Genomic DNA, 20,601 nt, shown 5'->3' on the forward strand with positions numbered 1-20,601 from the left:
TCACACGTGTCGAAATCGCCACTGGGAATATCCGTAGCACCCAAAAGACAACAAGCCGAAATCACAGAAGCTGACATCGGTGCAGCACGCGGCGGACGGCTGCTTTCTGCCCATCGCGTCGGATTCGGCTTACCGGGGTAACGGCAAGTATGGGCTCGAAGCAGACGTTCGGTTAATTCCGCTGAATGTCCGCCTTGCGGACAAAGCGGCCTTTCGTAGATTGGCTTGTTTTTGTGCTTTATCTTGTATGTTGGTGTTGCAAAGTTCGGCTGCTCGACCAAAGCTCAAGTGACACTTTCCTGAAGTTGAAGGAGATCCCATGGTCAATCTGGGCACACAGCCGATCAGGACTCAAAGTGATATTTCTGAGTTCGAAGAAGAAATGACGCTTGAAGAGCGTTTACCTGAACAAAGCATCTTGGATGTCTTTATCAACAGCGCTGACCGCGATCCTGATGCGACTGCGCTGACAATGCTGATGACCGGAACTGAAGACGAAGAGCCGCGTCGTGTGACCTATAAACAGTTGCTGGGACAGATAATGCGCGCTGCAAATCTGTTTGCAGCGATTGGAGGTGAAGCACCGGGCGTTGCGTTTATGCTGCCCGCTTTGATTGAAACCCACGTCACTTTGTGGGGAGCAGAAACAGCTGGGTACGCTGTCCCGATCAATTTTCTTTTGCAGCCTGAGAGCATAGCAGAACTTCTCAAAGCCTCCGAGGCAAAGATCCTTGTTGCTCTTGGCCCTCATCCACAGCTGGACATTTGGGAGAAAGCTCTAGCAATGCGGGAGCAGGTTCCGGGCCTCGTACTTGTGCGCGTTTCTCCGCCGGGTACACCGCCCGAAGAAGGAGTTATTGATCTTGCCAGTGCTTTGATGGCCCAACCTGATGATCATCTGACTTTTGGGGAGGCGCGCAGGGGTTCAGATCTGGCGGCCTATTTTCACACCGGGGGCACAACCGGTGTGCCAAAGCTCGTTGCGCACACCCACCGCAGCCAGCTGGTCGCAGCATTCGGGGGAGCTGTCATGTGCGGCTTTCGCTCTGATGATGTATTTACCGCTACTTTTCCTCTTTTTCACGTCGCCGGAACGATTGTCGGCGGCCTCAGTTGCTTTATGGCAGGCGTTGAACTGCTCGTAATGACTCCTGCCGGTCTGCGAAACCCAGCAGTTGTCGCAAGCTTTTGGCGTCTTGTTGCAGAATATAAGGTTACAATTGTTGGCGGCGTACCAACTGCTATTGGGGCGATTTTGCAAACGCCAATCGGCGATCATGACATTTCGCACGTGCGGGCGGGCGCGACTGGCGCTTCATTGCTACCGCCTGCGGTCGGGCAGAAGTTCAAGGAAGTGACCGGCTGCACTCTTTTTGAAATTCTGGGCATGACGGAAGCTTCCGGATTGATCAGTATCGATCCACTCTGCGGTACAGGTACTGCAGGTTCAGTTGGCTGGGCGTTACCTTACACAAATGTCGACGTTCTCAAGCTGGAAAGCGATGGTGGTCTTGGAGCGGTGTGTGAGATTGGCGAAATCGGTGTTGTAGCCATCAAAGGTCCTCACGTGTCGCCCGGTTACAGCGTTCCAGAATTTAACAGCGAGGTGTTCATAGACGGTGTCCTGAATTCGGGCGACTTGGGGTACAAAGATGCGAATGGGTGCCTTTATGTTGCCGGACGCTCCAAAGATCTGATTATCCGAAGCGGCCACAATATCGATCCGGTCATGATTGAGAATGCGATGAGTACCCACCCTGCTGTCGCGTTGGCAGCAGCGGTCGGCATGCCCGATCCCTATGCCGGAGAACTGCCGATATGTTTCATTCAGGTCCACACATCCGATGAGGTTACCGTTGAAGAACTAGTGGCACATGCTCAGAACACTATCGATGAAAGACCAGCTTGGCCGAAGATCATTAAGATTGTTGATGAGATACCGCTGACGTCAGTCGGCAAAATCTTCAAGCCAAGTCTGCGGTGCGATGCTGCAAAGCTGGTAGTATCAAATCTGCTTCGTGAACAACTGAAGTTGCCCGACGCTCACGTGCAAGTGGAGGCGGGTGGGCCACGCGGACTTTGCGTCACAGTGTGCCTTTCTGAGACAGACGCGTCGTCTAGGTCCAGCGTTGAACAGAAGCTTCATGACTTCCTTTTCGAGACGCGCGTTGAAGTGGGATCGTAGGGGACAACTCTAAACACGGCTCAAATTGCCAATCCCAAAAAAATATTGTGTTGCCGGTGGCCATTGTGCGAGCCTTTTGATTGTTCAGCTGCTAAATGCAATCACAGAATCCAGTTCCCATGACAACGGCTGCAATGGGCTCCATTCGGTCATCTGACGGTTTTACCCAGATGTCCGCATATCTGCGCATTTCGGACATTCAGTACCAACCTCCACCGCAAAGCGGCATCCGATCGAGAACTTGTTCGCTAGCCTTAAGGACTGGCGTCGTATCGCAAACCGCTATGACCTAGGTGGTGAGCTGTTCCTGTCGGCAATCCGCGTCGCCGCTACCGTCATCTTCTGGTTATCCGGTCAGACCCTATTTCATTAGGTCGGAAAGTGGTGGACCCCGCCACTGATCTTCTATGCCTAACGCCTTGCACCCTTGTTTGATGCTCTTGCGCATTTTGTCGAAATCCTTGGGCTTCTTAAATATGCCGTGGGTCGGAAATGTCTTTTCCGTCTCCTCAATGAGCTTGCGCAACGTGATTTCCAATCCCTCGTCCGGGGCAATCCCGCGCTCCTTTTTGATGCGTTCGGCCATTGCGTAGAGACAAAACGCTCGTTTGCTGTGTTTTGTAAAACGCTTGTCGTTTATGCTCGGCCGACCCGGCTGCCTCTTCTGGTTTTCGAGCACTTTGGATATTATCTCAAGCTGCTCATATTCGAGACCCTTCAACACCAACTCTCGCGCCCTGTCAGATGCGCCCAAGCCAAGGCCGATGCCGCGTAGGGGATCCGGTTTGTCACGGTATTTCTCTGCAATCTCCTCGTCCGAAAGGAAAATATCTAGCAAGCCCTCCGGCTGATGATCATCGCTCATGACTGCGCTCCTATCCTGACAACCTCGCCGCGCAAGGCAAAGAGATAATTGCACCACTGCTCCATCAGTTTGCGCCGCTTCTGGAACAGATCTGAGCGGGCATACGCGGCTTCAACCTTGTCTGCTTTCACGTGGGCAAGGGCTGCCTCGGCAACTTCGCCGGGAACGTTGGTGCGTTCCTGCGCCCACGTCCTGAAAGATGAGCGGAAACCGTGAACCGTGCTGTTGATACCGAGCTCCCTCACCAGCTTGGAAAGGGTCATGTCGGAAAGCTGCTTGCCTCGGGCGGATGGAAACACCAGCCCGGTTCCATCGCGCAGAACTTCCGCTTGCCGCAAAACTTCGACAGCACGGCGCGATAGCGGCACCCGATGTTCGCGGTTCATCTTCATTCGCTCTGCCGGAATGATCCACACAGCATTCCCAAGGTCAACTTCTTCCCAACGGGCACCGCGCACCTCGCCGCTACGCGCGGCAGTCAGAATCGTGAACTCGATTGCCAGCTTGGTGGACGCCCAGGCTTTGGATGCCTTAACGGTCTCGATGGCATCGGCTACGTCAGCGTAGGGAAGCGCACGGTTGTTCTTTTGCTTGAGTTCCAGTTTCGGCAGTGCAAGCGCATCACCGGTCGCCGGGTTGGTGTCTCGCAACCCCTCGGCAACCGACCACTTGAACACGCTGAGAATGCGGTGTTGCACCTTCACGCTCAGGTTCGGCACCTTTTCACGGCAAGCTAGAACAGCACGTCTTATGTCGGCAGAGGTTACATCGGCAACGTCGGTGCTTCCGAAATACGGGAAGGCGTAGGTTTTTAACGACGACAGGAACGCCTGCGGCTCCTTCTTTCCCTTCCATGAAGGCGCCAGTTCATCGCGGGTACGCAGTGCAGCCTCGGCAAATGTCAGTCGCTTCGCGGCCTCGGCCTTTGCTTTCCGTTTTTCCGAAATAGGATCGCCGCCGGCAGCGGCAACCCTCTTGTTTGCCAGTGCAGTTTCACGGGCTTCTGCCAGCAAAACTGCAGGATATCCGCCCAGCCCGATATCGCGACGCCGCCCGTGTATCGTGAGGCGTTGCATCCAGTTTCGGCGACCGCTGTCCAGAACCCGAAGGATGAGCCCTGTCCCTTGCCCGTCTGGGTAACGCCCCGGCGGTAGCGCAGCGACACTTCGCGCCGTCAAACTCTTACTATCCGATTTCCGCGTCACTAAATCTGCCCCACAATCTGCCCCACAGAAAAACGTAGAACTCACCGCCTCTCGTTGGAACCCGTTGGAAGAAAAATCAACCTAAATGAGAATAATTACAATAGTAATTTGGAAGCAGCTGGAAAGCTTTGGAAACAGTCATGGCTGCTACCACCCCAGCCAGTTCATCAGAACATGGAATGACGATAGGTTCTTGGGGCTAAACCCTCCAAGAAATGCCCCCGTTTATGCCCCAGCTGTTTCGGGTGTTGAGGGTGGGCCCTCAGAGGTCGTTGAAGGCCCATGCCACGGTTCTCCATAACTGGGGTACTAGGGCGCTAGGGAATAGGTATAAGTAATGAATAGAAACCGGAGGTTAGAGAGACCTCAGTATCCTTGTTCCTTGTTAATAATAAGAAGGAAGGGAGGAGCGGGTTAGCTGGTTTAACAACCATCAGTTAGCATAGCCACAGAGCCATACGGAGCTTTGCAGGAGCAGTTTAATCTTACTGCTTTGAATGACCCTAACGAGACCAATCTAGACGATACTATGCAGGCTTAAAGTTGTTCATCCACTATGAGAAAGCGCTACCGCCCTGTCTCGCGTGGTCCTCGCGATCGAACCAAACCAACGACAACTGGATCAGCCCATTATCGTTGAAGGTCCACTCCTCCCATCCCAATAGACGGATCGGAGCTTCTTCAGGCCTTCCAGGGCCGACGAGCATACCCGTAAAAAGGGCGTGGTTCCCGGATATACGAAAATCATGCAGCAATACGGAAGATTTAGGAAAATCACGAAAGAATGGTTTAGCGTAATCCGAGGCAATCGCCGCTCGGCCTTGGATCGCATTGCCTGAGTTTAGCCTTGCGACCCCGTTTTCTGCATAGTGAGCGGCCACCTGCATTGGATCGTTGGAACTCCATGCAGCAGCATACGAAGAAGCTTTCTCTAGTGCCTCTGCAAAAAGCATTTCGGTTTCCCCTTGTTCACGTAATGCTTACCCTATGGTTCCAAAGTATAGCACAAGACTTTATCCTAGATGCTCCGACGCAATAATTCTGTTTTGCGAGCATTGCAGTCGCTCACGCCAAGCTTAGCAAACCGCCGCGTTATCTCCACAAACAGTATGAAGTCACTGGGTGCTGCCCTGGTATACGACATATCCTCGAAGGGTTGGATCATGTTTTGTTTGTTGTGTGTTTGGTCATTGGAGCGCAGACACTCAGGGCACTATTGTTGCGTGCGACTGGCTTTACCGTTGGGCATAGCGTAACGCTGTCGCTGGGGTTTTTTGGGTTTGTGCCATCGGGCGCTTGGTTTGTTCCTGCCGTTGAAACCGGAATCGCGCTTTCTATCATTTTTGCAGCCGCAGCGGCGTTTATGAGTTTCAAGGACAACGCGCGTTCTGAGATCACGATGGTGCTTCTGACAACGATGATTGGTCTCTTGCACGGGCTTGGGTTTAGCTTTGTGTTGCACAAGATTTTGCAGGTTACATCCCCAAACATCTGGCAAAGCCTGCTTGCATTCAATCTTGGCGTCGAGCTTGGCCAAGTTGCAATTGTTCTTGTACTCTGGCCTGCCTTGGTAATGTGTCGGCGCGTGAACTCCAGTTTGTGGATGTCCCTACGAGTGGGCTTGGCCGGTGGATGTGCGGCTATCGCCTGCTTTTGGACCTTTCAGCGAGTTGCCGAGGTTTATTCCACGCTGACTTAAGGTTATTGCAATGGCGCGTGCCGTGATGGTCACCTGGGAGAAAAGCGGACATTCGGCTGTTCCCCAGCATAAGACAGATTGGGCTCCCACCAGTCCTTCGCTGCACTAGACATGAACATCCGCTCACCCCCCAACCCGCAAGCACCAGCGACCTCCGTCAGCACCCGGAAACGATCGTCAGCGGTCGTCTCAGCGCCAGTGGGCGGTTCTCTAGCGGTCCCGTAGCGGTCGATCTAGCGGTCAAATGCCCCGTACTCACTCGTCCTTCGCCCTCATTCCGCCATCGCTTCGCTCCGCAAAATGCCCCCGGAACCGCCCCAGTTTCGGCCACCGGTTGGAAAAGCCTATAACAATCATCGGACGGCAAGGATTCCTACCACCCCAGCCAGTCCTTCAGAACATGGAACGACAGCAGGCGCTTGTTGTTAAATCTGGAGCGGTCTACCTGCATCAGGCCAGAAGTGCCGATGGCAGTCACACATTCGGTTGGAGATGAGCATGGCCGCTCGGTAAAACCGTGAGCATGGTTACCCTTTTTTGTGGTTTGCGAAGGCGAAACCCTGGAGTTTGGGTAATATCCACTAAAAAATGGTTAACAAAAGTTTTCACCGGTGTTTTTGGAGATATGCATTTTGAAGAACTTGGACGTCCGGCATAGTTCAAACTCGTCTTCAAGTTTGGCCATCGCATCGCTCGAAAACACATTGGCTCTGTAAGGGTCCAAGGATTCCAAAACGATGTCTACATCATCCAAATCCAGAAAATTAGCGGATCCTTCACGGTCCCAAGGCCAAACAGGATAGCTGACTACAGGTGGCGCTTCCAATGCGAGTGTGAAGTCATATCCTCCACCGGTTGACACGATACGTTTAGATTGAACTTCCGGCACAGACTGAAGCAATTGAATGCCGTCCGCAAAAATAACATAGGAATCAGCCCCGCGCTCTGGTTCACCGTTCTTTCTCCGAGCGGCCAAAGCTTCTGATGCATTTGAAAGTCTTTCCTCCCGCGTATCCCCGGCTTTTTCTCCCGGCGAAAAATATGGCATCACATACATAGAGACAGGACCTTTCTCGATCAGGGAATAATCCTTCAGTTCAGAAGAAATCCGGACGTAATTTATCGAAGCGACCGCGCCTTGCGCAATGATCAGCGCTGCGAGAACCAAGGCCACTAGGTCCGACGAAGCGGAAGTGTCTGCGCTGCTCGCGCGAATACGCTCCGACAAAAGCAGCAACACCACAACCAATATCGGCAGCAGTTTCAAGTAGGCATAACCATTCATAAAGAGGCAGGCGGCCAAATATCCGAGGGTGCATGTGGATAGTGCAAATATGAAATTTGACGTTCCAGTGGGGTCGTTGCGATAGAGCGTTAAACACTTTGACGCGCAAACAAGAAGTATTGGGGACGCCGCAAGAACAATGTAAATCCCGTGCAGGACGCGGCCCTGTATTCCTCCTGCCGCACTTCTAATGTCATTGGAAAATAGCAATTCAGTCGACACGATTGTTCGCGTCAAAGCGGGATCAAAGAGATAAATGGCCGACACAAACCCCAGAAGAGTATAAAAAGAAACTTTCTTACCTCTGTTTACCCATAAAGCTGGAAAATAGAACAGCGAAAACAGTAAGAAAGGTGTTTTCATAATCATAAGAAAAAATAAAACGCCGCCGCAGAAAAGGCTGACCAAAAATTCAAGAATTTTCGTTAATTTTGAGGTTGTTGCTACAAAAACAGTTAGAAACATCATCAAGCAGATTGCGATATGGTTATACGCAAAGCTGTGGCTGATTATGTCTATAAAGCCATCTTCGATGCAATTAACACCGAGAATAATAGCGGCTGAGCAAGTGAGAAGAATAATGGCGTTATCTATTGAGACGCGTCCAAGCAGTACAGTTGATCCAAAAATAAATGCAAAAAGGAACAGCAATACGTATGTGTAATCAATCGCTTTTAAAGTCGGTCCAAAAGAATTAAATGCCAAAACAATGAAAGAAGTGAAACCTCCACCATAATGATGAGGATAGTCAAGAACCGGGTGCAGCCCGTTGAACCCACGCCAGCCAAGATTTCCATAAAACAGTGTGTCAACAATGAAGCCATCGTCCAACAAGACCGGTACAGCGATTCTAGAAAAGATAAATCCACAACAAATCAGCAAGCCAGCGCCAATTGTCAGAACGTTCAATTTAGTCATGCACTATACCAAAAAATGAAAATACCAGGAGATGAAATCGAGCTTTAGGTGCTCGGTAAAACGTATTCCTAGCGCAATTTGATAAACAAGCTTGATCCTAAAAGAAGACCATTGGTTTTTCGGCAGTGTAGCCGCCATGCCATATTTCTGCGTTTGAATTGTCTCTTCTCAAGATCACGGAACCACGGACGCTACACGAAAAATTCGTTAGCTCCTAACTTATAAACGGGGGCATTGCTCGGAGGGTTTAGCTCCAAGCGCCTGCTTTCGCTCCATGTATGAATGAACTGGCTGGGGTGGTAGAAATCCTTGCCGTACAATGACTAGACTCGGCTTTTTGACGAAGCAGAAGAAACTAGGGCGGTTACTGGGGCATTTTGACCGCTAGAGAACCGCCCACCGGCGCTGACAGAACCGCCGACAACTGTTCCGGGTGCTGAAGACTGGTCGCTGGTGCTGGCGGTTGGGGGCGTCGAAGTAGACTGCAGCGAACGGCCGCTTCGAGCCCAAAGCAGTCAATCGTTCAACTTTTTTCGAGCACGCCAAAAGACTCACAGTGTATCACATTTGGGTGTACTCTCACCGATGGAATAAGAGGAGAAAGGTGATGGAAACAAAGAGCTCGGCACCGACGGCACAACATGCTCAGCGTTCAGTTTTCATTAATTCAACACTGGGAGCCTTGGCTTTTGTGTTGGTGACGGACGACGCGCAAGCTCAAAGCTCGCAAGCCTGCGTAGAATTGGGTTCTCCTCGGATAGAGTACTCTTCTGGATCTGAAAGCACTCGCGTTAATCAAACAATCTCAACGACGGAACGCACGTGCCTTCCGATCCCAAACGGGCCCATTACAGGACTAACAATTGGAAACTCCTCAATCACGTCCTCAGGTGAAATTGAGTTGTACGTTCCCGGCCAAAATACCGTTCCAAGCAATGCTTCAGTTTTAACTCTTCTGAATGTTGATGTCGCGGCGGGCAGCGGAGACTTTGTTTCCCGAGAAGCCTTGGCGACAAACATCAACGGGAAGCTCCGAGTGAACCTCATTGGAACGTCGATCGGTTCCGGCAGGTCAATGACATTCGCTCCATTCAACGGGGCGAATATCGACCCCACTGAAGTCTACTTCCAGTCTGACCGACCGTTAACCTATGACAACCTGACTGTTATGGGAGCGACCGAGGTGGTTTTCGGGGCGTATTTTATCCAAACCCGGATTGCAGAGGCTTCTGACTTCACGCTGACGAATAGTTCGATTTCTTCGACCAGCGATCTGGCGATAGCCGCAGGTACAACCGTTCGGCTTGATGCGGCAAGCAGTTTGAACACCGTAAATTTTGAGAACTTTGGCACGCTGGCCGGAACGGGAACCGTGAACGCATTCAACTTCACAGTTAAGAACGGCGGGGTGCTTTCGCCAGGCTTTTCAATTGGTACACTCAACAACAGTGGCGGAATCGCCTTTGAAACTGGGTCACGGCTCTTAACTGAAGTCGATCCGATGGCCGGGCAGAAAGCTGACTTGGTGTCATCCAGCGGGCCAGCTACAGGAATTAACCGCGCCACAATTCAAGTAGAGGCTGCCCAACCTGGTCTGACTGCACAAGATTATGCTGCTGGCAACAATTACACTGTTTTTCGGGCTTCCAGGTTTGATGGAGACTCACCGACGCTTGTTGCAGGAGGATCTCTTCCTGCGTTGTCTAATTTGACGATAGCCAACACGCCGACCACAGATGGTCAGATTGATATAGCATTCACGGCGCAACCGGTCTCAAGCTTACCTCAGAACCCAGCAGTTACCAATTCGTCAAATGCCAGCAATCTGGCTGGCGCGGTGGCCAACACCACAAACATGTCACCCGGAACCAATCTGACCAATGGGTCAACGTTGGGTAATGCCGTAAACACACTTACCAATTCAGGTCTGGCTGGGTTTAACCGTGTGCACGCCGAACCTTATTCCTCCAACTTGACCATCGGGCTTGAGCAATTAGACCTGATAACCAACACAGTTCTGAGCCACGCTGACTGCCGCAAATATCAAGCGGTCGGCTTCAGCAACAAGGATCAACCCGTTGCATCAGGCGGCATCGACACGGCCCAGAGCCCGACTGGCGCAATCGACTGCTCTGATCGGCGCTGGTGGATCGACACGGCCTATGTGAGCGGGGACGTTGATGGAAGTAACGGCCTTGGCACATTCGACTATTCGCTGGGCACCATTTTGGTCGGAGCGGATGTCGCAAGTACCGATAGAGGAGTTGTCGGCGTCTATGCGGGCTTCGGGACGTCCTCCATGGATGAGCACGATCAAGTCGATCAGGACTTTTCGACCGACAGCTATCACGTGGGTGTCTATGGGCGTACAACAACCGGAACATGGGAGTTCTCTGGGCTGATCGGTTACATGTTCGGCGAAACGGACGCCAACCGGAATAACCCTTCTGTTGATGGCTTTACGGGAGGCGAGGCAAAGTCTGATTTGGACCAAGAAGGAATTCACGCCGGTATCCAGGCACGGAAGCTGCTTAACCTGGACAGCGGTGCAAGGGTCTCTACGGTTTTTGGATTGAACTACGGGCGTATTCAACAAGGTTCAGGCTCCGAGACTGGCGGTGGTGATTTCAACTACTCAATTGAAAAAGCGAACGCGGAGTCCCTGGTCGCTTCCATTGGAGTTGATTATCAACGCGACTTCTTGACAGAGAGTGGTTTGCTAACCCCAATCGCCTTTGCCCGGTATGAATATGACTTCTTTGCCAACAAAGACAGTGAGCACGAAATCACTGTAACGAGCCCGATATTTGGCACGTTCACACAAGTCGGACAAAACCGAGGGGCAAATGGCTTCGTGCTTGGTCTAGGGCTAGGGTATCAGATTTCTGATCTGGCGAGACTAGCGGCAGGATATGGCTACTCAGTTCGCTCCAACGGCCAAGAGCATGGCCTCGGTGCAAACTTAAGCGTTCGGTTCTGATAAGGCAGTACTGTTGTTTTTCCTTTAGGCAGGAAACTGGCCAACAACCATGTCGGGACATTTTTCAGTGAGCCGTGTGGATGCCATCTTTGTCCGCATTGCAGTCATTCATGCCTAGCGCAGCGAGTGGCGGCATTTAGAAAAAAGAAAGCAAAGTCAGCACCCCCGGGCAACCCGCTATGGGCCGCCGAGGGTTAGTTGTCAGGGTGGTCTACGGTTGACGACTTAGTCCGCCAACCACTGCCAGTAGGCTTCAGCATCACGAAACCCCTGAGCCCGAGCAGCCAAGTCTTCCGCCGCTTTACGGGTGCAACCAACATCGTATTCAGCGATAGCAGCTCGCTCCTCAAACGCGTCGATGTCAGGGAAGGTCATACCGGAAGCCGTATCTGATCGACGATCGACCGCCGTTGCTCGTCACTAATGCCCGCCGAGTAGATGCCGTAGGTGATCCCGTTCTCCGACCGTGCCGATTGGTGACCAACCAGAGAAGCAGTGAAGTGCTCAGGGACACCAGTTCGTTCGCACTGGGTGATGAACCACTTGCGAGTCGAATGAAACACCAGTCCCGGTCGCTCCAAGTCTAGCCGCCGTCGTAGCCGCGCGAACCCCTTGGTGACATGCGCCACGGTAAGGTCAGGGAACAGAGGACCAGATGAAGGTAACTGCCGGAAGGTCTCATCCAGCACTGGGTGAACCGGAACCAGTCTTTCCGCCGCGTCGGTCTTCAGCAGTCTCAGTTCGTTGGGCTGAACATGAACGAAGCACCCGAGGTTGCCCTTGGCCACGAGGTCTTCCCGGAGTAACCCGACCGCTTCCCCCGCTCGCATCCCTGTCAATAGACAGGTCAGCAGAACCGGATGCAGGTCCCGGTCCTTGGCTCCCAGCAATCGCACTACTTCATCGTCAGTCGGTACGGCATAAGGTTGAGGGCGCACCTTGCGATCGAAGAGAACGGTTCGGAAGGGGTTCTGTTCCAGATGCCCCTCGTAGACCACCCAGTCGAGGAAGTGGTTGACCTGAGACCAGATACGCCGCTGGGTTCTGGCTGTTATGGTCACCGATCCCCGAGACGAGTATGTCACCAGTTGGTCCAGGGTCAGTCCACGGCTCCGCTCTGACTTTCCGATCATCGGGGACAGTTGGGCAATTGCGGACAGAAACTCTCGTCCGTCTACTCTGGTCAGGCTGCAAACAGATTGGTCAGCAAAGCGACTAGAGAACAACCCGACAGAGTATCGGACCGATTTGAACCCGCTGGGTCTTAGCTCGTTACTTCGCTTGTTCAGATAGGCTCGGCTTAACTCACGAACTAGCACCTTCACCGGCGCTGATGGTCTGCCGAAGCTGGACCGCTCCAGATTACACCCAGAGTCCTCCAGAGTGGCCCGGAGATGGACGAGAGACGACTCCGGTTGGTCAGCCCATTGAGGAACGTCAGCGGCGCTCTCAGGGGCAGACAGGGCTTCTTCGGCTTGCGACCGAACTTGTTCAACCAGCGTTTCGAACCGGGCATTGACTTGAGCGGCGCGGACGCGGGCGGTGTTGCGGTCACTGGTCTTAAGGCTCTGCTTCAGCGCCTGAGCGCCCAGCGCGAGAGCCACGTCAACGGGATAGTTACGTCTGAACAGCCACGTATGGCCCTTTAGATAGGCATAGCGAATGTGAGCAGACATAGGTCTCCTCCTTTTCTGTTTTGGTTTTTGGGGATTGCCGTTAGGCGCTAGAGACAACCCGAAGGATCATCTCGAGGGCCGGTTCGCCGTAGGTACCAGCCAGAGGGCCGGTGACAGCAAAGCCGGTCACACAGTCTTCGAACAACTCTTCCACCCGGAAGTGATGCTCCGAGACGTCATCGAAGGCGCGGACGACCACGACGTCACCGGGGTTCAGTTCCAGTTCAGTCATCGTGGTACCTCCACGTCCAGAGAACTGCCAGCAGAACCAGCGGCCGAGACAGCGGGGTGCGACCGAGAGACCACCCAGAGCATCGTCGTCAGGACGGCCCTGGGCGGTGGGTGCAAAAGAAAACCCCCGACGAGAACGCCGAGGGCAGACAGGTACTTCATGGATCAAACTCCTGCAGTTGCTTCTTTATTTAGATGCAGGAGGTTGCTCAGTTTTGGCTGGGAAGCGGACGTTCAGGTTTTACGCGCGGATGGCAGGTTTGCGAACGGCACCTGCGTTAGCGTGAATGTCCCAGGGCGAATATCCCTAACAAGTCCTTCGCTACGTAAGACATGAACATCCGCTCCGCCCCCGAAACCGCCCTAGTTTCTCGGGCTTCGCTGAAAAGCCCTTAGCAATCATCGGAGGGCAAGGATTCCTACCACCCCAGCCAGATCATCGGAACATGGAACGACACTAGGCACTTGGGGCTAAACCCTCGGCGGCCCTTAGCGGATTGCCGCGGGTGCTCACTTTGTTTTTTTCTTCAAAGCAGACTTTGTTGGTTGCGGACTGGCTAAATGACCGGGGTGCGGACAAATCCATCATTCGGTACAACGCACCTAATGACCGTAGCACCACCTCAAACGGACATTCGTCTCAAACGTAAGCTCACTGTTGCACCTTAGGTCATTCGTTCGGGCCCCTGCGCCGCATGGCTCCATTGCCGAGGCGACTGGCCGTACATCCGTTTGAACTCCCGGCTGAACTGAGACGAGCTTTGATAACCTACGTCCCATGCCGCCTCCGACACGGTCTTTCCTTCGGCAATCTTCATGGCGGCGTTGTTCAGCCGCATAGATTTCACGAACTGTATTGGAGACATTGTCGTGGCTTCTTTGAAACGCCGATGGAAGACCGCCCGGCTCATGCCGACGTGGTCGGCCATATCGTCGATGGTGACCTTTTCATTCAAGTGGTTTGAGACGTAGTCGATGGTGCGCGCGATTTCGTTGCCGACGCCAAAGGCTCGTCTAGCGGAGGCCCCGGCCTCGCCCATGAGCACCGCGTAACACAACTCGCGCATTCGCCCCTGCCCGAGCACCTCCAGCTCAACCGGATTGTCGAGCAGATCGAGAAGCCGCAGCAATGCCTGCGTGAAACCACTATCCCAGGACGCCAATGCCAAAGCCGATGGCGCGCCATCCCGCAATTGTTTGTTGCCACCAGCGGCGGCCTCGATCTCCATGGTGAGCTCGCGCATCATCCGTGGCTCCAGCGTAATCACCACGCCGAGCAGAGGATCGTCCTTGGACGCCAATGGCGTGCCCGCCTCCACCGGTAAAGTCATGGGGCACAGCAGGTATTTGTCGCTGCCATAGACGTGGTGCTCACCCTCCAGAACAGCTTCCTTGCTGCCACTGAGAATAGCCACCACCGTGGGTTCGTAGACAGCAGGCACGCAGGGCATGGCCTCGGTCACCCGGAAAAGCTGGACGCCTTTCAACGCGGTATCGACGAGGCCTGCCTTTGGCAGACGTCGCTCGATAAGGTCTTTGATCTGGTCTTTGTTCATGCACTCTAGCTGGCAGAGGACTTTCATCTTTGCAATGGGGCTGAGACGATTGGGCAAGTAATCGAGAGTATATCGCCTGTTTCCGTGCCCAGTCAGGTTCTATCTGTGCATTCAAGCAACAACACCTTAAACCGCCAGCTTGGGCCGGCAGGAGACAGAAAATGGCAGATACGACATTCGGACCCAAAGGCTGGACACCCGAGCGCCTCGGCGACCAGTCAGGCAAGACCTACATCATCACTGGCGCCAACGCTGGCGCAGGCTTTCAAGCCGCGCGCATTCTTCTGAAGAAGAACGCCAAGGTGGTGATGCTGAACCGCTCAGCCGAGAAATCCGAGGCGGCCATCACGGGCTTGAAACAGGAATTCGGCGCGAAAGCCGACGTGAGCTACATACGCATGGACCTGTCAATCCTGGACAGCGTGCGCGAGGCTGCCGAAGAGGTTCTGAAGACGATGCCTCGGATCGACGCGCTCATCAACAACGCGGCCATCGCGCAGGTGCCGACGCGCAAGCTGACCGTCGACGGGTTCGAAAGCCAGCTTGGTACCAATCACTACGGGCACTTTCTGCTCAATGGTCTGCTTTTTGATCGCATCGAAGAAAGCAAAGGCCGGATCGTGGTCGTCGCCAGCCTCGGCTACAACATGGGTCTCAAGACCATCAAGTTTGGCGACATGAACTGGGATGAGGACTACGGAGCGAACACCGCCTATTCGCAGAGCAAGCTGGCGCAGATGATGTTTGCTTATGAGCTGCAGGACCGGCTGGCCGCTGCAGGGCGCAGAGAAGTCGAGGTCTTCGTCTGTCATCCCGGCTCATCAGCCACATCGCTGATAACCACCAGCGGCAGCCGCACGATGCGGTTCATCTGGTGGCTGATGACCAAGACACCGATGGTACAGACTGCGGAACAGGGCTCATACCCAGAGGTCATGTGCGCGACAGAAGAGGCCCTGACCGAGCAACGGGCGCTCTACGGCCCGACGGGCCGAATGGAAGCGGTCGGCCCGGTCGGCAAGGGCACGCTGAACGCTCACGCCCATGACAAAGCTGTCATGACACGGCTTTGGGAGGAGTTTGAAAAAGCTGTTGGGTTCGAGTGGAAACTCTGACCTCTTGATTGAAGTCAGCTACCAGCGCACCAGTTCAGAGAGCGGACATTGGTCCGCTGGGCAGCATGTAGGAGGTTTGGTGATCAGCCCCACCTGAGTGGTCCATTTTGTATACTCATTGAAGGAAGGCTGGAAATCGCTTCCTGAAATAGACATCGTTCACGAGGGGTGGATGGATGGCGTGTTTTAGGTATCTCTCGCAGTAATCCCCTTTAATAACAATGCTTTTATCTTTCAAAGCAGCACTCCCCGAAATTGCTGCCCGGAAAAACAATGCACAGGCAGATCACTCAACAACCCATTTAAGAACGCCGCCCACTCTTTCCGACGAAGAGGCCGGGCCATGTCACTTTTCGAGTGTATGCGAAGTCTGCAGAAATTCACCACCGTTATTGCGGAGGGGCGCGAGCTTTGTTCCGTATTAGTTCACTGTTTTTGAAGAAAGCTAGGTTGGTTCGATTTCGTCTATCAACACCCGAAGGACAACTATACTGCACTTTACGGTACTCTCGACGAGTGTGCCGGCATCACATTGAAACAGGATTCGGGAAGTACAGGGACACTGTTCCCTCAAGATCATCATTGCCCTCAAGATGAGACTTTAGGAAATTGGTAAGGGCCAGATTTGGGAACTCTTCCTGCATGAAGCTTAAGGCTTTTCCGGAAATCGAGAAATGAAACTCTCGCAGGCAGCGCGAAAATGCATCGGCCCCCGTAATTCCAGAATTTAACATTTCGAAAGTCATCTCGTCAGCCTTACTATAGGGCATATCAATTTCACTTACGGTCGATTTATGCCTCCTATTATACGGAAAAACAGTAATTTTAACTTTGACGCTTGAAGTCTGCTTCATAGTATTCTGCTTTTGATTTTTTGCACGGCAGTCGCGCCCGCTTTCAGAACCAACTGTTAGTCGTGTCGAAGCCAACCCTCTATTCGCAGACACCAACACTTTAAGCGCGACGTTGTGCAGTTCCGCAATGAGGCACAGGCACATTCACCATCGCAGCCTTTGAGATTCCTTGCAAGAAGGCGCGGCTTGATCTAGCCATTTTGTCGAAGTACTGGGAACTCGCGTATTTGAAAAAGACAGTAACCAAATGATACAAGCACAGGCGGAACGATGGTCATTCTTGCACGAGGTTCTGCCTATTGAGCGAAACCCCGTTGTCGTTGATGTTGGCGCAAACCCTTTGGAAGACCCAGCCTATAAACCATTGATGACCCAAGGGTTATGCGATGTGGTCGGTTTCGAGCCGCAAGAAAGCGCCTATCAGGAGCTGCTTAAGATCAAAGGGGACAATGAAACTTACTTCCCTTTAGCGTTGGGGAACGGAAAAGAGGCTGAGCTGAATATATATTCCGGGTCCGGCTTGTCTTCCGTTTTATCATTAAATGAAAAGACCCGTGCGTTTCTGGGCCGCTCCAAGCGTGCGGCGAAGCGGCTAGATTCTGTTAAAATGCGGACGTCGCGGCTGGACGATATCGAAGAAATTACTAATTTGGACCTGTTGAAAATCGACGTTCAAGGCGCCGAGGTCGACATTTTCGAGAATGGCCGCGAGAAGCTTCGTGATGCGGTCATGATCATTTCGGAAGTCCGGTTTTATGAGCTCTATGAGGGTGAACACCTTTTTGACGAACAAATAAGGGTGCTTCGTAGCATGGGGTTCTCAATTCACAAGTTCATGTCGCTGAAGTCCAACCCCATTCACAATTCTCATATCGGCTATCTCAGGAAAAGACGCTTTGGCAGCCAGCTTTTAGATGGCGATTGTGTCTTCCTGATGAATCTACGGGACGTCGAGGCCGTTTCAAATGAGCAGCTTTGCTGCGCTGCCATACTAGCGGACGCTGTAGTGGAAAGTTTCGATGTCACACTCAAATGCCTTGAGGCACTCCGCAAGCGCAATAGCTTGGACGCCAGCGTCTTAGACAAATACGTCGATATGCTGCCGAACCGCGTAAAGGCTGACCCCTTAAAGAAGCTTAATCATTCATGACCCTGACAGTGCAAGACATTGAACTTTCGGGGTTTGCTTTACCCTATGATGACGACCAACTAATTCGCCGGGATATCCACGAAGATATTGCTGACCCGGAAAGCTATTATAAAAGATACGACCAAAAGACACTTTTCTACGATTGTTTTCTTGATCAAACCGGAACTCAGGTCGTCCTGCTTGGGCCACGGCTTTTTAATCTGAAACGTCTCCTTGAAGACACGGATTTCCGCTTAGATGGGATACCGGTTAAGCCGCTAGCTGTTGAGAAGCTCTCAAGATGTTCCGTCGTTTCGTTGCCAACAGCAGGCGCAAAGCCTGCCGTGCTGACACTCAGCCATGACAGGTTTGGTGGCAATATTCCTGTTGGCACGTCTTTTGTTGAGGCGTATCGCGACACCAATGCGCTGTTCGCTCTTTCCAAGAACAACGAGCTATCGTGGATTCAGGATTGGCTGTATTACAATCATAAAGTTCATGGGGCAAACGCGGTTGTTTTCGCGGACAACGTGTCGACTAAGTACAGCCGTGACGAATTGGTTCGCGCCATCTCCGCAGTCGAGGGCATAGAGCAGGCAACAGTGGTTCGGGCCCGGTACCGGTTTGGCCCCACGGAAGAAAAATATGACAATGCCTTGTTTCTGCAGCGTTCGCTGGCAGAGCTTTTTCGTCGCCGTTTTCTGGGCGCTGCGCGAGCTGTCATAAACACTGATGTCGATGAGCTTTTCCATTCGAAATCAGGCCGTTCGATCTTTGACGCAACTGCTGAAAGTGAAAGCGGTTATGTCCGAGCCGACGCTCGTTGGGTGTATGTCAACGACACCAGAGGCGAATTTTTGCCACGGCACCGACATCATGGGTTCGTCACCAAAAGCGGCAAGCCGAAGTCCAACAGGAAATATGCTGTCGCTCCTGCAGGGTCGCAGGCGGGGCGACAGTGGCTTACCCATTTCATTCAGAGCCGCCGGGACCCGGTCGACCCAGATTTTGAACTTTGGCATTTTCGAAACTTGAATACTGGTTGGAAAGAGGATCGCAGCATCAGTAGCGGGGCGCTTGAGGAGTATTCGCCCTTGCAAGACGCGATGTCAGCCGTTTTCGGCGGTAGGGGGGGGCGGCCACCGCTGGTTCCCCTAAGCAGACACCACAATGCGGACCGACAAAAGCTGATTGTAACCGCAATGAAAAACGAGGCTTCATTTATTCTGGAGTGGATAGCGTATCATCGCGCCATCGGCTTTAATAATTTTCTCGTGTATACTAACGATTGCAGCGACCACACAGTCCAGCTTCTGGAGGCGCTACAAGCGAGAGGATACCTGTCGCATGAGGAAAACCGCGTTTTGCGCCGGGGACCGCAGAAAAGCGCATTGAAATATGCACGCGAGCATCTGGATGCAGAACAGGCGGACTGGGTTCTGGTTTCTGACATAGACGAGTTTCTGAATATTCACATCGGCAACGGCACTGTAGATGAATTGATTGACAGTCTTCCGGGTGCTGATGCCATTCCTGTGACCTGGAAGCTTTTTGGGTGCGGCGATGTAATCGAATATGCCGATCAGCTGGTTACCAACACATTCTTTGATAGTGAACGTTCCATCGGCGACGGCGGCATGGAAAACAGATTTGCAAAAACGCTGTTCCGGCCAACCAATGATATCGAGCGGTTCGGCACCCACGGCCCTATTGTCGTGGAGGGTGCCGATTTCGTCTGGATGTCACCCGACGGGCGGATATTAGGGGAGGACGACAACCTGACGCGCCCAGTCAGCAGCTTTTCCTATGAGGTGGCCCAGATAAACCATTACGCTGTTGGGTCTGTCGACGCGTTCCTCGTTAAGCGTGACCGAGGACGAGTCAACCACTATAGGCAGACAATGGACATGGACTACTGGGCAAAAATGAATAGATCAGGCGCCAAGGACTCCAGTATCTTGCGCCACCGTGACCGCATGCTGGCGGAAATGGATGCGCTGCTCGCGGATCCAGAGATCAAAGCTCTTCATGACAAAGGGGTGGAATGGCGGCGGAAAAAAATCGAAGAATTGAAAGGGAATCTGGTTTTTGCAGAAATGCGGGCCTCTATCCTGGCTAAATTGGGTACAGGAGACTGAACTGGTTTATCCACCAGGGTTCGACCAAGCCTCGGTTCGATGCAGACGCCGCGAACTTAAGCGGTACAAAGCCTTCATCACCCAATAGAAACATCGGTGCGTGTCGACTCAAGCGTAACCCGTGAGTGGTGTTTAGTCTTGGCCGCTGCTACTTTGAGCATTCTCACTTATCATTCGTTTTCAATTACTTAACCCTATATCCGACGTTACTCAGCCATGACTGCTATCGGCCTCTCACTCTGTTTGGGGGAGGTCACCGCTGACGTGCAGACAGCAAGACAAACTAGCAAGACGCGTGTGATCTGAACGGGGGCATAAACGGGGGCATTTCTCGGAGGGTTTAATCCCAAGTGCCTAGTCTCGTTCCATGTCCTGATGAACTGGCTGGGGTGGTAGGAATCCTTGCCGTGCGAGGATTAGACACAGCTTTTTGGCGAAGCCCGAGAAATTGGTTCGGTTTCGGGGGCACTTCTGACCGCTAGGTCGACCGCTGGAGGCCCGATTACGAGACCGCTATGTCGTCAACCGAAGACCACCCTCGTAGACATAACCCTCGGCGGCGCCTAGCGGGTTGCCGGCGGAGTTCCGCTTTGTTTTCTTTTTCCTGGAAGCCGCCATTCGCTACGCCAGGCATGAATGACTGCCCTGCGGACATAGTTGCCATTCAACAATTTCCGTTGAAAGTCCGCTGTCAAAAAAAGTACCAAAGCCAAGGAATTCGTTCGCGCAGCGAAATTTATGCGCCGTCACGGGAACACTTGCTAC

15 protein-coding genes are annotated in these 20,601 nt (G+C 52.9%); 6 read left to right on the top strand and 9 right to left on the bottom strand.

Translation table 11 applies throughout. The annotated features are described in order from the left end of the window. The first annotated feature begins 319 nt into the window (after positions 1 to 319). A complete protein-coding gene (locus tag ACT2B1_RS14950) occupies positions 320 to 2,185 on the top strand; it encodes an AMP-binding protein (protein ID WP_481668034.1) in 1,866 nt (621 codons plus the stop codon). Positions 2,186 to 2,546: 361 nt separating this feature from the next. On the opposite strand, the gene ACT2B1_RS14955 is transcribed toward ACT2B1_RS14950, so the two are convergent. From ACT2B1_RS14955 to ACT2B1_RS14965, 3 genes are all read right to left on the bottom strand, one after another. Continuing rightward, positions 2,547 to 3,050: a hypothetical protein gene (locus ACT2B1_RS14955; protein WP_050602987.1), complete on the bottom strand. Its 504-nt coding sequence runs from the start codon at positions 3,048 to 3,050 to the stop codon at positions 2,547 to 2,549. After that, positions 3,047 to 4,255: a site-specific integrase gene (locus ACT2B1_RS14960; protein ID WP_050602988.1), complete on the bottom strand. Its 1,209-nt coding sequence runs from the start codon at positions 4,253 to 4,255 to the stop codon at positions 3,047 to 3,049. Before ACT2B1_RS14960 ends, ACT2B1_RS14955 begins: the two co-directional genes overlap by 4 nt. 554 nt (positions 4,256 to 4,809) lie before the next feature. After that, on the bottom strand, positions 4,810 to 5,208 hold the full coding sequence (locus tag ACT2B1_RS14965) for a nuclear transport factor 2 family protein (RefSeq protein ID WP_481668035.1): 399 nt from the start codon (positions 5,206 to 5,208) through the stop codon (positions 4,810 to 4,812). Between the two features lie 224 nt (positions 5,209 to 5,432). Between ACT2B1_RS14965 and ACT2B1_RS14970 the strand changes: the two genes are divergently transcribed. Further along, positions 5,433 to 5,954 carry a HupE/UreJ family protein gene (locus ACT2B1_RS14970; RefSeq protein WP_481669029.1) on the top strand — a complete coding sequence of 174 codons (522 nt, stop codon included), beginning with the start codon at positions 5,433 to 5,435 and terminating at the stop codon, positions 5,952 to 5,954. 592 nt (positions 5,955 to 6,546) lie between these two features. On the opposite strand, the gene ACT2B1_RS14975 is transcribed toward ACT2B1_RS14970, so the two are convergent. Continuing rightward, positions 6,547 to 8,157: a hypothetical protein gene (locus ACT2B1_RS14975; RefSeq protein ID WP_481668036.1), complete on the bottom strand. Its 1,611-nt coding sequence runs from the start codon at positions 8,155 to 8,157 to the stop codon at positions 6,547 to 6,549. 607 nt (positions 8,158 to 8,764) lie between these two features. Between ACT2B1_RS14975 and ACT2B1_RS14980 the strand changes: the two genes are divergently transcribed. After that, a complete protein-coding gene (locus ACT2B1_RS14980; RefSeq protein WP_481668037.1) occupies positions 8,765 to 11,137 on the top strand; it encodes an autotransporter family protein in 2,373 nt (790 codons plus the stop codon). A gap of 225 nt (positions 11,138 to 11,362) precedes the next feature. Here the strand turns inward: ACT2B1_RS14980 and ACT2B1_RS14985 are convergent, their stop codons facing one another. From ACT2B1_RS14985 to ACT2B1_RS15000, 4 genes are all read right to left on the bottom strand, one after another. Then, positions 11,363 to 11,512: a hypothetical protein gene (locus ACT2B1_RS14985; protein ID WP_481668038.1), complete on the bottom strand. Its 150-nt coding sequence runs from the start codon at positions 11,510 to 11,512 to the stop codon at positions 11,363 to 11,365. Continuing rightward, entirely contained in the window at positions 11,509 to 12,813 is a 1,305-nt protein-coding gene (locus ACT2B1_RS14990) for a DUF6538 domain-containing protein (RefSeq protein WP_481668039.1), read from the bottom strand. Before ACT2B1_RS14990 ends, ACT2B1_RS14985 begins: the two co-directional genes overlap by 4 nt. A gap of 40 nt (positions 12,814 to 12,853) precedes the next feature. Further along, positions 12,854 to 13,045 carry a hypothetical protein gene (locus ACT2B1_RS14995; RefSeq protein WP_481668040.1) on the bottom strand — a complete coding sequence of 64 codons (192 nt, stop codon included), beginning with the start codon at positions 13,043 to 13,045 and terminating at the stop codon, positions 12,854 to 12,856. Positions 13,046 to 13,709: 664 nt separating this feature from the next. Then, on the bottom strand, positions 13,710 to 14,600 hold the full coding sequence (locus ACT2B1_RS15000; RefSeq protein ID WP_481668041.1) for an AraC family transcriptional regulator: 891 nt from the start codon (positions 14,598 to 14,600) through the stop codon (positions 13,710 to 13,712). 161 nt (positions 14,601 to 14,761) lie between these two features. On the opposite strand from ACT2B1_RS15000, the gene ACT2B1_RS15005 reads away from it, so the two are divergent. Then, positions 14,762 to 15,715: an SDR family oxidoreductase gene (locus ACT2B1_RS15005; RefSeq protein WP_481668042.1), complete on the top strand. Its 954-nt coding sequence runs from the start codon at positions 14,762 to 14,764 to the stop codon at positions 15,713 to 15,715. A 527-nt stretch (positions 15,716 to 16,242) separates the two neighbouring features. On the opposite strand, the gene ACT2B1_RS15010 is transcribed toward ACT2B1_RS15005, so the two are convergent. Next, positions 16,243 to 16,569 carry a hypothetical protein gene (locus ACT2B1_RS15010; protein WP_481668043.1) on the bottom strand — a complete coding sequence of 109 codons (327 nt, stop codon included), beginning with the start codon at positions 16,567 to 16,569 and terminating at the stop codon, positions 16,243 to 16,245. 247 nt (positions 16,570 to 16,816) lie between these two features. On the opposite strand from ACT2B1_RS15010, the gene ACT2B1_RS15015 reads away from it, so the two are divergent. Together ACT2B1_RS15015 and ACT2B1_RS15020 are read left to right on the top strand one after the other, a co-directional pair. Further along, on the top strand, positions 16,817 to 17,719 hold the full coding sequence (locus tag ACT2B1_RS15015) for an FkbM family methyltransferase (protein WP_481668044.1): 903 nt from the start codon (positions 16,817 to 16,819) through the stop codon (positions 17,717 to 17,719). Then, positions 17,716 to 19,836, top strand: a complete 2,121-nt coding sequence (locus ACT2B1_RS15020; RefSeq protein WP_481668045.1) for a glycosyltransferase family 2 protein — start codon at positions 17,716 to 17,718, stop codon at positions 19,834 to 19,836. Before ACT2B1_RS15015 ends, ACT2B1_RS15020 begins: the two co-directional genes overlap by 4 nt. Positions 19,837 to 20,601: the final 765 nt, after the last annotated feature.

Source organism: Ruegeria sp. S263, assembly GCF_056780525.1.